This window comes from Paenibacillus sp. FSL H3-0333 (assembly GCF_038002805.1).
Lineage (GTDB): Bacteria > Bacillota > Bacilli > Paenibacillales > Paenibacillaceae > Paenibacillus_AQ > Paenibacillus_AQ silagei.
In genome coordinates, this window is record NZ_JBBODG010000001.1 from 3836189 (window position 1) to 3849751 (window position 13563).

Annotated in this window: 8 protein-coding genes and 1 pseudogene; all 9 read left to right on the plus strand. The window is 54.7% G+C overall.

Annotation, left to right across the window (positions count from 1 at the left end; translation table 11 throughout):
• Positions 1-1005: 1005 nt before the first annotated feature.
• Entirely contained in the window at positions 1006-3864 is a 2859-nt protein-coding gene (gene mutS / locus MHH78_RS16905; RefSeq protein WP_341168078.1) for a DNA mismatch repair protein MutS, read from the plus strand.
• A 693-nt stretch (positions 3865-4557) separates the two neighbouring features.
• Positions 4558-6663 (plus strand): DNA mismatch repair endonuclease MutL, encoded by a 2106-nt coding sequence (mutL, locus tag MHH78_RS16910; RefSeq protein ID WP_341168079.1) that lies wholly within the window; start codon positions 4558-4560, stop codon positions 6661-6663.
• 41 nt (positions 6664-6704) lie between these two features.
• A complete protein-coding gene (locus MHH78_RS16915) occupies positions 6705-7484 on the plus strand; it encodes a class I SAM-dependent methyltransferase (protein WP_340940257.1) in 780 nt (259 codons plus the stop codon).
• Positions 7474-8454, plus strand: a complete 981-nt coding sequence (gene miaA / locus MHH78_RS16920; RefSeq protein ID WP_341168080.1) for a tRNA (adenosine(37)-N6)-dimethylallyltransferase MiaA — start codon at positions 7474-7476, stop codon at positions 8452-8454. Before MHH78_RS16915 ends, miaA begins: the two co-directional genes overlap by 11 nt.
• A 19-nt stretch (positions 8455-8473) precedes the next feature.
• Positions 8474-8713: an RNA chaperone Hfq gene (hfq, locus tag MHH78_RS16925; RefSeq protein ID WP_036724623.1), complete on the plus strand. Its 240-nt coding sequence runs from the start codon at positions 8474-8476 to the stop codon at positions 8711-8713.
• Positions 8714-8852: 139 nt separating this feature from the next.
• Positions 8853-11504: a transglycosylase domain-containing protein gene (locus MHH78_RS16930; protein WP_341168081.1), complete on the plus strand. Its 2652-nt coding sequence runs from the start codon at positions 8853-8855 to the stop codon at positions 11502-11504.
• Positions 11505-11662: 158 nt separating this feature from the next.
• Positions 11663-12217, plus strand: coding sequence for a DUF402 domain-containing protein (locus MHH78_RS16935; RefSeq protein WP_076079356.1), 555 nt, complete (start codon positions 11663-11665; stop codon positions 12215-12217).
• Between the two features lie 3 nt (positions 12218-12220).
• Positions 12221-12877: a YdcF family protein gene (locus tag MHH78_RS16940; protein WP_341168082.1), complete on the plus strand. Its 657-nt coding sequence runs from the start codon at positions 12221-12223 to the stop codon at positions 12875-12877.
• 90 nt (positions 12878-12967) lie between these two features.
• Positions 12968-13555, plus strand: a pseudogene (locus MHH78_RS16945) (AAA family ATPase); the annotation flags it as partial.
• Positions 13556-13563 lie beyond the last annotated feature (8 nt).

Sequence of the window (13563 nt, forward strand, 5' to 3'; positions counted from 1 at the left end):
ACTAAACGGATCATTGGTAGGACATCGGACACTTTAGTTGTACGAAATGCAATTAAGCATACCACTGTAGCTTGTATATAAAGGGGACACAGAAGAACCTCAGGATGCGGTTGGTCAAACTGCTGTTCGTTACTTCCACTAATAAAAATCTGACGTATTCTTACCAGTGCAAGTTACTATTCTAATCCCGCTATCGCAACTATATGGGTCTGTTGAAGTAATTAACGAAGTGATTAACAAAGCTGATTATCTGAGTGATTGTATTTACTGCAGCAGAATCGCCGTTTGCCAGCGCCGAGATCCATTCTGATGTAGTTCGTACATTAGATTTCTGGGATTTGGTCCGAAAACTCTCCTTTTAAGGATTTCTAATGTACGAAGTGCAACAGATCCTATTTTTCAGACAATTACAGAGCCATCTAATGCACAAACTACAATAGAATAAAAAACCTGCCAGGAACTCTCATCACCATACCTGACTATGCTTGCCTGAGCCTCCGTCACCATATTTCGCACTCACACAAGCATCCGCATTTGCCACTCCGCACTCGCACTCGCGTATACGCATCTGGACCAAGTATTCTCACCTGTATTCCCACCACATATAGACCGCACTCTGACCAAACATTCTCAGCCGCTCTTACTGCTCACCCACATCCCATACTGATTTTATTGACCAACATTCTTCCACATACACATAACACTCGCCTCCCCCCAAGTTACTCACGCTCCCCACATCCCCGCCCAGCCCCGCATTCCGTCTCACCCCGCCCTTACACCCGCCCCAACATCTCCACATTCCTCCCACCCCCCAACCAATATATCTCCCACACTCATTCCACACTCCCCCCACAAACCCCTAATCCCTAAGCGCCAGCCCGCCCGAAATCCCCCTGAATACCCCCACCAACTTTTAGGAACCTTTGCGGGCGTGCCGGGGGTAACCCGGGGAGCGGAGTTTCTGCTATAATAGAGAACAGTATGAAGTAGGTATGGAGGTAGACGATGGCAAACTATACGCCGATGATTCAGCAGTATCTCAAAGTCAAGGAAGGGGCGAAAGACGCTTTCCTTTTCTTTCGTCTGGGCGATTTCTATGAAATGTTCTTCGAGGATGCCCTCTTGGCATCCAAAGAGCTTGAGATTACATTAACAGGCCGCGACGGCGGGGTGGGCGAGAAAATTCCAATGTGCGGAGTGCCGTATCATGCCGCCGAGGGGTACATACAGCGACTGATCGAGAAGGGCTACAAGGTGGCGATCTGCGAGCAGCTGGATGATCCTGCGGTGACTAAAGGGATGGTCCGCCGTGATATCGTCCGGGTCGTAACACCGGGTACGGTAATGGACGGTAAGATTATTTCGGACAAAAGCAACAACTACCTCGTCTGCGTAACAGAGGAAGACGGGATGATGGCGCTGGCCGCCTGCGATTTGACGACAGGTGAGCTGTATGTCACATCGGTTCTCTCAAGCACCGAGTGGCTGCGCGATGAGATTGGCATCTACGAGCCTGCGGAGATTATCGGGGATTCAGCCCTGCTGGAGGAGCTGCGCAGTGAAGCTTCCCTGCTGGCCAAGCCTGTGGTCTATACGCCGTGGGACAAGCAGGAGGAGGCGCTGGCTCGCCGCCAGTTCGGCGAAGCGGCCTGGGTCCGGCTGGAGAAGGAGCGCGGCCGTGTGCTGGCGCTGCTGATCTCCTATTTCAGCGAGACCCAGCGCCGTTCACTGGGACAGCTTACCCAGATTTCGCCTTACGAGCCGGGGAATTATATGATTCTCGATCCGTTCACCCGGCGTAATCTGGAGCTGACCGAGACCGTGAGGGAACGCTCCAAAAAAGGCTCGCTGCTCTGGCTCCTGGACCGCACCGAGACCTCGATGGGCGGCCGCCTGCTGCGCCGCCGGATCGATAAGCCGCTCTTGCAGCGCGCGCCGATTGAGCGCCGTCTGGAAGCCGTCGACTATCTGTATAACCAGTTCATCGTCCGCGAGGATCTGCGCGGGGCGCTGAAGGAGATCTACGATCTGGAGCGGCTGGTCGGGCGGATTGCCTTCGGCAGTGCGAACGGGCGCGATATGAACGCACTCAGGCTGTCCCTGGCCCAGATTCCTGCGCTGAAGGAGATGTGCCTGACCTCTGGCTCTTCTACCTTAAGGGAGATCGGTGCGTCTATGGATGAATGCGCGGAGCTTCGTGAGGATATTGAACGGGCGATTGTGGAGGATGCACCGGTGTCCGTGCGTGACGGCGGAATCATCCGCGCGGGCTACCATGAGCGTCTGGACGAGCTGCGGGAAGCCAGCAGCAGCGGCAAGCGCTGGATTGCTGAGCTTGAGGCGAAGGAACGCCAGGTGACAGGGATCAAATCCCTCAAGATCGGCTACAACAAAGTCTTCGGCTATTATATAGAAATTACCCGCTCCAATCTGTCCTCGCTGCCGGAAGGGCGTTATGAGCGCAAACAGACACTGGCCAATGCCGAGCGTTATGTCACTCCTGAGCTGAAGGAGAAGGAAGCCCTGATCCTGGAAGCCCAGGATAAGATGACAGATCTGGAATACAGTCTGTTCACCCAGCTGCGCGAGCGGATCAGCAGCCAGGTTCCGCGCCTGCAGGCGCTGGCCGAGAAGGTGGCGGAGATTGATGTGTATCAGTGCCTCGCAGCCGTCAGCGCGGAGCACCGGTTCGTGAAGCCGAAGCTGTCCGACAGCTACGATCTGCGGGTTGAAGGCGGACGCCATCCGGTCGTGGAGGCGGTGCTGAAGGATTCGGCATTCATTGCAAACGGCAGCACACTCAGTAAGGACGAGGGGAATATCCTGCTGATTACAGGACCGAACATGGCCGGCAAAAGCACGTATATGCGCCAGGTGGCGCTCATCTGCATCATGGCCCAGATCGGCTGCTTCGTGCCTGCAGCCAGCGCCGAGGTAGCGCTGATCGACCGCATCTTCACGCGGATCGGTGCAGCCGATGACCTGATCGGCGGCCAGAGCACGTTCATGGTCGAGATGGCCGACATTCAGGTCATGACCGAGAAAGCAACCGCTCGCAGCCTGATCATCATCGATGAGCTGGGCCGGGGGACCTCGACCAGTGAGGGGATGGCGATTGCCCAGGCGGTGATCGAATATGTGCATGATACCATTGCCTGCAAGGCACTGGTCTCCACACATTTCCATGAGCTGGCCCATCTGGAGCAGAGCCTTAGCGGTCTGCGGAATTATTCGATGGCGGTCCAGGAGAGCGGCGACAAGGTGAACTTCCTCCGCAAGCTTGTGCCGGGAGCTGCGGACAGCAGCTACGGGATCTATTGTGCAAGGCTGGCTGGATTGCCAGAAGGAATTATTGACCGGGCCTACGGGCTGCTCCAGAGCATTGAACAGGCTTCTCCGCCGGGCGCCGCAGCGCTGAATTACGGTACGGGTTACAGTAACCGGAGCGGGGGCGGAACGGTTATACAGGAGCATCAGGCTACCGCTGCGCAGACGCCGGATGCCGGACAAGGAGCTGCCTCAGGCAGCCACTCCTATTCGGCTGAACGCACCGCGCAAGCTCCAGTACATCCGGACCCGTATTCCGAAGCAGCAGCTTCTATGGCTGCCGGACAGCGGGAGGCTGCCGTATCCCTTGCTTCTCCTGTAGACGAAGAGGACAATGAAGTGGTACAGTTGTCTATCTTTGGCGAGGAAGAGCCGCGCAAGAACCGCAAGGGCGGAGCCGTGGCACCTGCCGTCAAAGACAATCCGCTGCTCAAAGAGCTAATCACCGCCGTGCAAGGCGCGGATCTGATGAACATGACGCCGCTGCAGGCGATGGGCCTCTTGAATGAGCTGAAGCTGAAGGCAAGAGAGCTGTAGTTCAGCGGAACTGCTGCCGTTGAAGGTGTGCTTAAAACCTAATACGATTGGCTGTTACAGCGGAATAAGTAGCAAATGTATGTGAAAAACAACATACATTGTGTTCGCAAGCAGGCACACGGCCCGAATGTATGTGAAAAACAACATACATTGTGCTCGCAAGCAGGCATGTGGCCTAAATGTATGTGGAAAACAGCATACATTAAACTCGCAAGCAGGCACACGGCCCGAATGTATGTGAAAAACAACATACATTGTGCTCGCAAGCAGGCATGTGGCCTAAATGTATGTGGAAAACAGCATACATTAAACTCGCAAACAGGCACACGGCCCGAATGTATGTGAAAAACAACATACATTGTGCTCGCAAGCAGGCACACGGCCCGAATGCATGTGAAAAACAGCATACATTGTGCTCGCGAGAAGGTAATCTTATTCATCCGTTAGGATAATTTTGTTCAAATATAAGAATTTTTATGTTTCACGCTATAAATTATTCTTCTATTTCTCGCTGAAACGGTACCGTCCTTTAAAAGGACGGCAAAGCCATTTCTACTTGTTGAAACGGTACCGTCCTTTAAGGACGGCAAAGCCAGTTCTACTTGTTCAAATAAGGCTTTTACAGTCCGTTTTTTTACAGTCCGTTAATGTTCAATATTATCTATAAAATAAATACATGCGGGGTGAACGAATATGGCTAAAATTCATGTGCTGGATGAGCATATTGCCAACCAGATTGCTGCCGGGGAGGTAGTCGAGCGTCCTGCTTCTGTGGTGAAGGAGCTGGTCGAGAACGCGATCGATGCGGGCAGCACCCGTATTGAAGTCTCTGTGGAAGAGGGGGGACTGCAGAGCATCCGGGTGAAGGATAACGGCTCGGGTATCGAACCGGAGGATTGCGAGACCGCCTTCTACCGCCATGCCACGAGCAAAATTGCGAGCGGCCGTGATCTCTTCCTGATCACCAGCCTCGGCTTCCGTGGAGAAGCGCTGGCGAGTATCGCAGCGGTATCGAAGCTGACGCTGCTGACCGCAAGCGGAGACGACGGGAAGGGACGGGTGCTGGACATCGAGGGCGGAAGGCTCATCCGTAATGAAGATGCAGCTTCCGGCAAGGGCAGCGATCTCACCGTACGGGAGTTATTCTATAATACGCCTGCCCGCCTGAAGTATATGAAGAGCATCCAGACCGAGCTGGGCCATATCTCGGATGCCATGTACCGGATGGCGCTGGCCCACCCGGATATCTCCTTCACCCTCCAGCATAACAGCAATCAATTGCTGCATACGCTGGGCAACGGAGACCTGCTGCAGGTGATTGCTGCTGTATACGGAACCTCAGCGGCTAAGGCCATGCTCCCTGTGTCGGCGGAAGATCCGGACTTCCGGATCTCCGGCTATATCAGCCGTCCCGAGTGGACACGCTCGAACCGCAATGCGGTGACGACGCTGGTCGGGGGCCGTTACATCCGCAGCAACGGGCTGAACGCGGCTATCATGCGCGCTTACCATACGCTGCTGCCGATTAACCGTTATCCGCTGCTGGTCCTGAAGCTGGAGATGCACCCGTCGCTGGTGGATGTCAACGTGCATCCGGCCAAGCTTGAAGTACGCTTCAGCAAGGAACCCGAGCTGTACGGGTTCATAGAGCAGCAGCTCCGCTCGCTGCTGATGGGCCAGAGCCTGATTCCACGCCCCACCAAGGAGATCATCGGCGGCAAGAACAGCAGCTCCTTCATTCAGGAGCAATTCGCCTTCTCCAAAGGCGCAGCTCCGGGCAGTATTCAGCAAGGTACGGAAACGGGAGGCACAGACAAGATAGCAACTCCGACCAGCTACGGCCAGGGAATGCCTGGCGGTGCTGGCGCCGCAGCGGGCAATCAGCTGCCTGTCAGCGGAGCGAGCGGCGTCCCGTTCTCTGGCAGTGCTGGTCCATTAACGGACGCTGCCAACCCTGCCGCTGGAGGCCCTTATGCTGCTTCCCAAGCATCCGGGAATACCCGGCCTTATAGCGGCAGCAATGCACAGGAGCAACAGCAGGCCAGAGAGACGGCTGCTGCTTACAGCGGCGGGAACACCGCCCAGGGTTCATACCGCCAGCCGTCCTCCGGCCCCCGCGACAGCTACCGCCCTCCGGCAGCCATCGCTGGCCGGGGGCAGCAGCAGGCGGCCGGGGAGCTATACGCTCCTGCGGAGCAGACCGGCACTGGTCTTCCGCAGTTCCCCGAGCTGAATTATATCGGCCAGCATCACGGAACCTATATTATCGCCCAGAATGACAGCGGACTGTACCTGATTGACCAGCACGCTGCGCATGAGCGGGTGAATTATGAATTTTATTATGAGAAATTCGGCAAGCCTGAAGATGCCTCACAGGAGCTTTTGCTGCCGATTACGCTGGAGTTCACGCCTTCGGAGAGCAGGCAGCTTAGCGAACGGCTGCACTGGTTCGAGCAGGCGGGGGTCGTGCTTGAGCATTTTGGCGGGCAGACTTTCCTGGTCCGTTCCTTGCCGTACTGGTTCCCGGAAGGGGATGAGAAGGCGGTCATCGAAGAGATGGCGGAGTGGGTCTTAAGCGAACGGTCGATTGACCTCGCCAAGCTGCGTGAGAAATCCTCCATTCTCTGCTCCTGCAAGGCTTCGATCAAAGCCAACCAGAAGCTTACAGAACTGGAAGTGGAATCGCTCCTCAGCAGGCTCGCGGCCTGCCGTCAGCCTTATACCTGCCCGCATGGACGCCCGATCGTTGTGTCGTTCTCAGCCTATGATCTGGAGAAGCTGTTTAAGCGCGTTATGTAGTGGCTATATTGTACATTTATAGAGTGCAGAACGGAGGCAACATGATTATAACGACGGGCTTTGACCCGATACCGCAAGTGGTGGCCCGGGCCCGGGAGCTTGCGGACCGCACAGGCTGCGCCTATGCTCCGAGAGCGAAATTCTCGATGGGCAAGCTGGTGGAGCATTACGGGGACGAACAGGTTCTGGTGGTTCTGCAGGAGGCCGTTCGGCTGATTACGCCGGGAATGCCGCCGATGGAATTTCATCCCAGCATGGGGTTTGTCCGCGCCAAAAGAATCTTAAGAGGCGAGCCCGACCCTATGATCGATGCCGCAGGCATGCTCCCCGGTGATAGCGTGCTGGACTGCACGGCCGGACTCGGAGCGGATTCGCTGCTGTTCGCCGTCACCGGTGGGGAGACCTCCAAGGTGACGGCGCTGGAGAGCTCGCTGCCGCTGTACGCCCTCCTGCTGGAAGGGATGAGCGGCTATGTATCCGGCCAGGTGAAGGTGAACGAAGCCCTGCGCCGTATTGATGTGCGGCACGGGGATCACCTGGAATATCTGCGTGCCCAGCCGGACAAGAGCATCGACATCGTATACTTCGATCCGATGTTCCGGGTGCCGCTGACGGATTCGGCGGCGATCTCGCCGCTGCGGCAATTCGCGAATCCGGCTGCATTGTCAGCTGATAGCGTGGCTGAGGCAACCAGGGTTGCGCGCAAGACGGTGCTGCTGAAGGAGAAGGCGCTGAGCGGAGAGTTCACCCGGCTGGGCTTCAAGGAGCTGCTGCGGGCCAATGCCAAAACATCGTACGGGGTGATTACCATTGACAACTAAGAAGAAACGCAAAGTGCTTGTACTGCTGGGTCCGACAGCAGTCGGAAAGACCAGACTGAGTCTGGAGCTGGCCGAGGCCCACGGAGCCGAAATCATCTCCGGGGATTCGATGCAGGTCTACCGCGGGATGGATATTGGTACCGCCAAGATTACGCCGGAGGAGATGAAGGGCATCCCCCATCATCTGATTGATATTCATGATCCGCAGGATGCGTATTCCACGGCTGAATTCCAGGAGCAGGGTGCCCGGCTGATCGAGGAGATCAGCGCGCGAGGCAAGCTGCCTTTTATTGTGGGCGGTACTGGACTGTATATTGAATCGTTATGCTACGGCTTCCGCTTCTCCGAAGCGGTGGCTGACGAGGCTTTTCGCGAGCAGCAGGAGGCCTATGCCGAGGAGCATGGGGCTGATGCCCTGCATGCCCGGCTGGCAGCGGTAGACCCGGCCAGCGCGGAGCGGCTGCATCCCAATGACCGCAGGCGGATCATCCGCGCGCTGGAGATTTATCACCAGACGAACGTCCCGTTATCCGACTCGCTGGCCGTCCAGAAGAAGGAGTCTCCCTATGAATTATGCCTGATCGGTTTGACAATGGACCGGAAAATACTATATAAACGTATTGAAGAGCGAATCGATCAGATGCTGGCGGATGGCCTCGTGTCTGAGGTGCAGCAGCTGCTGGATCAAGGCTACGGCAGGAGTCTTGTGTCTATGCAGGGTTTGGGCTACAAGGAAATTGCCGCTTACCTGGAGGGGGAGATGACGCTTGAGGAAGCCGTGGTGCTGCTGAAGCGTGACACCCGCCGGTTTGCCAAGCGGCAGTTGTCATGGTTTCGCCACATGAAAGAGATTCAGTGGATTGACGTCCTGGAGAGCCAAAACTTTTCTGAGAATTTTGCGAAATTAAATGGTATAATAGCAGGAAAGTTTCTCACAGGTCTTGAATATACTTCTGAACAATCTAATTGAACCATTGGGGGTACGTCATATGAACAAGTCCATTAATATTCAAGATACGTTCTTGAACCAGCTGCGCAAAGAGAATATCCCTGCTACAGTATATTTGACCAACGGCTTTCAAATCCGGGGAATTATCAAAGCGTTCGACAACTTCACCATTGTCATCGACAGTGACGGGCGCCAGCAGATGGTGTACAAGCATGCGATCTCCACATTTACGCCGCAGCGGAGCGTATCACTGATGCAGGACAACAACAGCGAGAATTAAGATTTTACCGTCTTGAAGCGAAACCTTTTTGTTTATAAATCGTTTGAATAGAGAGTGCGAGAGAGCAACCTGCGAAGGTTGTTCTTTTCATTCGTGAACATCATTTACGTTTTTTCCGTTAAGGGAGTCAGGAGGCAGCATGTCCAGAGACCAGTTAACCCGGAGCGGCGGCAACAGAAACAGAGGAAGTCAGCCGCCAAGCTCCCAAGGGAAGCCGAAGAAAAAAAAGAAAAGATTCTTAACCAAAAAACGTGTGCTGTGGAGTTTGTTTTTTTCAATTGCGCTAGCTATTTTTTGTGCGCTGGGCGGTTATTTGTTCATCATGCTGAACGGGCAGAAGCTGCTGGATGAGAACAGGGACAAGCTGACGATCAATCCGCCGACACAGATTTTTGACCGGAACCGGAACCTGATCGGCGAGCTGTCATTGGAGAAAAGCGATCCGGTGGAATATGAGGATCTTCCCCAGATGCTGGTTAAAGCATTCGTAGCCACCGAGGATAAACGATTCTTCGAGCATAACGGGGTGGACCTCTGGTCCATCGGACGCGCGGCCGTTAAGGATATTGCGGCCCGCAGTATGGTAGAAGGCGGGAGTACAATTACCCAGCAGCTGGCGAAGAACATCTTTCTGAACCGCGACAAGACCTTCTTCCGTAAGGCGACCGAGGTGTCGATTGCCGTGGCACTGGAGAAGCAAGAATCCAAAGAGAGTATTATCACGATGTATTTGAACCGGATTCCATTCGGCGGAACCACCTACGGGATCAAGGCCGCTTCCATCCGTTATTTTGGGAAAAGCGATCTGAATGACCTTAAGCTGTGGCAGATAGCCACCCTGGCTGCAATGCCCAAAGGGCCGTCCCGCTATAATCCGCTGCGTAACCCCGAGCTGTCGAAGGAACGCCGGGGCGTAGTGCTTCAACTCATGTATGAGCAGAAGCTGATTACCAAGGAGCAGATGGACGAAGCGAAGGCTGTGGATTACAACTACAAGCCGCCTGAGAAGAAGCAGCGTTACCAGGCATTCATTGATTATGCGATTGGTGAGGCTGAGGACAAATTCGGGCTGACCGAGGATGATCTGAACATCGGCGGGTATAAGATTTATACAACCATGGATAAGCATGCCCAGGAGACGATTGAGGATGCTTTTGCCGACAGTGATAACTTTGAGAAAAGTGTGGACGATGAGCTGGTACAAGGCTCGATGACCATTGTAAATCAGGAGAACGGCAGCGTTGTAGCCTTGATGGGCGGACGTAATTATGAGAAAAAAGGCTACAGCCGGATTGACGGCAGCCGCCGCTCACCGGGTTCTGCCTTCAAGCCCCTGGTATCCTATGCACCGGCACTGGAATCCGGCAAATTCACGAATGATTCCATGCTGAGCAATGAGAAGCAGTGCTTCGGCAAATATTGTCCGAACAATCTGCACGGGTACTCGAAGTCGATCAGTATGAGCGATGCGCTGACGAAGTCGGAGAATATTCCGGCGGTCTGGCTGCTGAATGAGATCGGTGTAAATACCGGCTTCCAGTTCGCCAAGAAGCTGGGCATCAACCTGAAGGATGAGGACAAGAACCTGTCGCTCGCCCTCGGCGGGATGAGTGAGGGGACGAACACGATGGAGATGGCTCAGGCCTACAGTGCGTTCGCCAATGGCGGAGAGCTGCGGGAGGCATACTCCATCAAGTCTATAGCTGACGCTGATGACAAGACCGTCTACAAGGCGAACACCAAGGCAGACCGTGTCATGAGTGAACAGACGGCCTATCAGATGACAGAGATGATGCAGCGTGTTGTACAGGACGGTACAGGTAAAAAAGCGAAAATTAACCGTCCGGTAGCCGGTAAGACCGGTACAACACAAAGCGGATATAAGGGCATCAGCTCGAACCGTGATGTCTGGTTCGTCGGCTATACACCGGAATGGACGGCAGCGGTATGGATGGGCTACGACAAGCCGAGCAAGACCCATCTGCTGAAGAACAGCAGTCCGCTGGCCGCTGCTTTCTGGGGCAAGGTCATGGAGAAGGCGCTCGAAGGTGTACCTGCCAAGCAGTTCCCGGTACCGAAGGGCGCTGCTCCAGAGGTAGAGGCTACGCCGACGCCTGAAGCGGTATCGGCGGTAACGGGCTTCCAGGCTGCGTATGATCCATCCACGATGACGGTCAATATGAGCTGGAATCCTGCTGCGGCCAGTGGGGTAGAATACCGTATTTACCGCCGCGAGACGTCTGAAGCAGACTTCACCCCGCTCATGAACACCATGGCCTCGAATATCGGGGACATCAGTGCGATGCCGGGACTGTCTTACGAATATTATGTTACTGCATATTATCAGGAACTAGATCAGGAGAGCGAGCCTTCTGAGACTGTAACCGTGTCCGTCCAGGATGAGCTTCAGACCCCTGAGCCAGAGATGACGCCTGACCCGAATCTGCCTACGGATAGCCCCGATAACGGCGGCGATTCCGGAACTGGAGAGAACGGCGGCAATCCGCCAGACAATGGACCTGGGAATAACGGATCAGGTAATAATGGTCCAGGCAATCACGGTCCAGGTAATAACGGCAACGGTCAAGGAGGGGATAACGGCAGCGGAGCAGCCACAACCCCGCCTGAGATGACACCGCCGCCTGCGGCTGCCACGGCAGAGCCACTACCGACACCGGAGGCGACGACCGGTACTGTCGATCCTGGAATCATCCCTGACCCGAATGCCGGAACCGATCCGGCAAGTGATCCGGGCAGCGGTTTTGTTGAAGGACCCGGCAATGTGCATTAGACTGACTTGAAGTCAAATTCATAGCATTAACGATTACCCTGACAGCTCCGGGAGCTCTGCGCGATGCAGAATTGCCGGATGTCGGGGTTTTCTTGTTTTGAGTGTCTCTGCAAAATGTGTTAAGCTGAATGCACCATTATCAGAAGAGGGTTATTCATATGAAACGTAAATTCGGAGACCGGGCCAACTGGCGCAGGATTACCCGCCGCCATTTTGCCTGCCGCTATGTGGAGACCCGGGAGTTCAGCGGTTACATCACACTCTACACTATATACGGGCTGAAGGAGCCGCTATGGAAGAGTTACGGCAGGCATACATACCGCATTGCGGACAAGGGATATTCATGGCTGCAGTATTTTCCCAAGGACAGCCACTATATTGTGACGGCCATGTTTGATGAACGGCAAAATATTGTGCAGTGGTACATTGATACCTGCAAGGTCCAGGGTGTGACAGATCAAGGGGTTCCCTGGTTCGACGATCTGTATCTGGATGTTGTCGTACTGTGGAATGGTGAAGTGTTTTTGCTGGATGAGGATGAGCTGGAGGAAGCGCTGGAGCGGGAAGATATCACGGACAGTGATTACCAGTTAGCCTGGTCAACAGCCAATGCAATACTGCGTGCGATAGACGCTCATGCCTTTCCGTATTTCTCCCTTTCACTGAAGCATCGTGCCGAATTGTTTCATCACGGAGAATTTAGGAGGAAGTAGATCATGGATTGGTATGTCTATCATCGGGGTTCATCCCCGATACGTAAAGTGTCGCGCAAGCGCCACCACCGCACGAAGAGGGTGCTGATGGTCTCGCTGCTGGTACTGATTGTGGCCGGATTCATCTGGTGCGGGGTAGTCTTTAACAGAATTAACAGTGCAGCAACCACCTCGCCCATGGTGAAGGCGGACGCCGGAGTTATTCTGGGGATGTCGATGTGGGGGGATGAACCGAGTCCCGGGCTGAAGGAACGGCTGGATTATGCGCTTGAGCTGTATAAGTCTGGTGCATTCAGCCATTTTGTTGTCTCTGGAGGGCTGGATCAGCCGGAGTATAAGTACACAGAAGCCGAAGGCATGCAGAGGTATCTGGTTGCCCATGGAGTACCGGATAAGGTGATCTATCTGGAGGACCAGTCTACCAGCACTTACGAGAACCTGCTCTTCAGCAAGACAGTCATGCAGCAGGAGGGCTTGTCTTCAGCCGTCGTGATTACACATGATTTCCATGGCCGCCGCGCCTTGGAAATTGCGCATAAGCTGGGGTACAAGAACCCGGAGCTTGGCGTCACAGAGTCTAAAGTGATGTCGATGCTTAAGTATAAGTCCCGCGAGATTCTGGCTTACACCAAATGGAAGTTGCAGGAGCTGTCGCTGTAAATCTGCTAATTTCCAAAACTGCTAATAACGCCTTTTATACTGGAATAGACTGGTTAGAGCAAGTCAGACCTGTATAATGAGGTGAACTAGGTGAACGGACATGTAGCGGCGGCAAGCAGCGGACGGGAAGAACGCAGACCGTCCAGGCAGATTAACATTGTGCTGAATAATCAGGCTCCGGCCCCGGTGTCCGGCTTGCCGGCTGATAGCGCAGGCGGCACGGCAGCTCCCAAGCCCGGCAGCCATAGCGGACTGTTCCAGGAGCTGAGCCGGGAGCTGGATGCACTTGTAGGTCTGGATAACATCAAAGAGCTGGTCTTCGAGATCTATGCCCTGCTGCAGGTGGCCCAGATGCGCAGTGAAGCCGGACTTGCCACCGGAGGCCAGGCCTACCATATGGTATTCAAGGGCAATCCGGGGACTGGCAAAACCACGGTTGCACGGATTGTGGCGAAGCTGTTCCAGCGGATGGGTGTGCTCAGCAAAGGGCATCTGATTGAAGTAGAGCGCGCAGATCTGGTAGGCGAATATATCGGACATACTGCCCAGAAGACGCGGGATCTGGTGAAAAAAGCGCTCGGCGGTATTCTCTTCATCGATGAAGCTTACAGTCTGGCCCGCGGCGGAGACAAGGATTTCGGCAAGGAGGCCATCGACACTTTAGTGAAGGCCAGCGATTAGATTTC

What these genes read in the sequence shown, in the direction of transcription:
- mutS (WP_341168078.1), top strand. Translation starts at nt 1,006, where the DNA reads ATGGCAAACTATACGCCGATGATTCAGCAGTATCTCAAAGTCAAGGAA.
- mutL (WP_341168079.1), top strand. Translation starts at nt 4,558, where the DNA reads ATGGCTAAAATTCATGTGCTGGATGAGCATATTGCCAACCAGATTGCT.
- MHH78_RS16915 (WP_340940257.1), top strand. Translation starts at nt 6,705, where the DNA reads ATGATTATAACGACGGGCTTTGACCCGATACCGCAAGTGGTGGCCCGG.
- hfq (WP_036724623.1), top strand. Translation starts at nt 8,474, where the DNA reads ATGAACAAGTCCATTAATATTCAAGATACGTTCTTGAACCAGCTGCGC.
- MHH78_RS16930 (WP_341168081.1), top strand. Translation starts at nt 8,853, where the DNA reads ATGTCCAGAGACCAGTTAACCCGGAGCGGCGGCAACAGAAACAGAGGA.
- MHH78_RS16935 (WP_076079356.1), top strand. Translation starts at nt 11,663, where the DNA reads ATGAAACGTAAATTCGGAGACCGGGCCAACTGGCGCAGGATTACCCGC.
- MHH78_RS16940 (WP_341168082.1), top strand. Translation starts at nt 12,221, where the DNA reads ATGGATTGGTATGTCTATCATCGGGGTTCATCCCCGATACGTAAAGTG.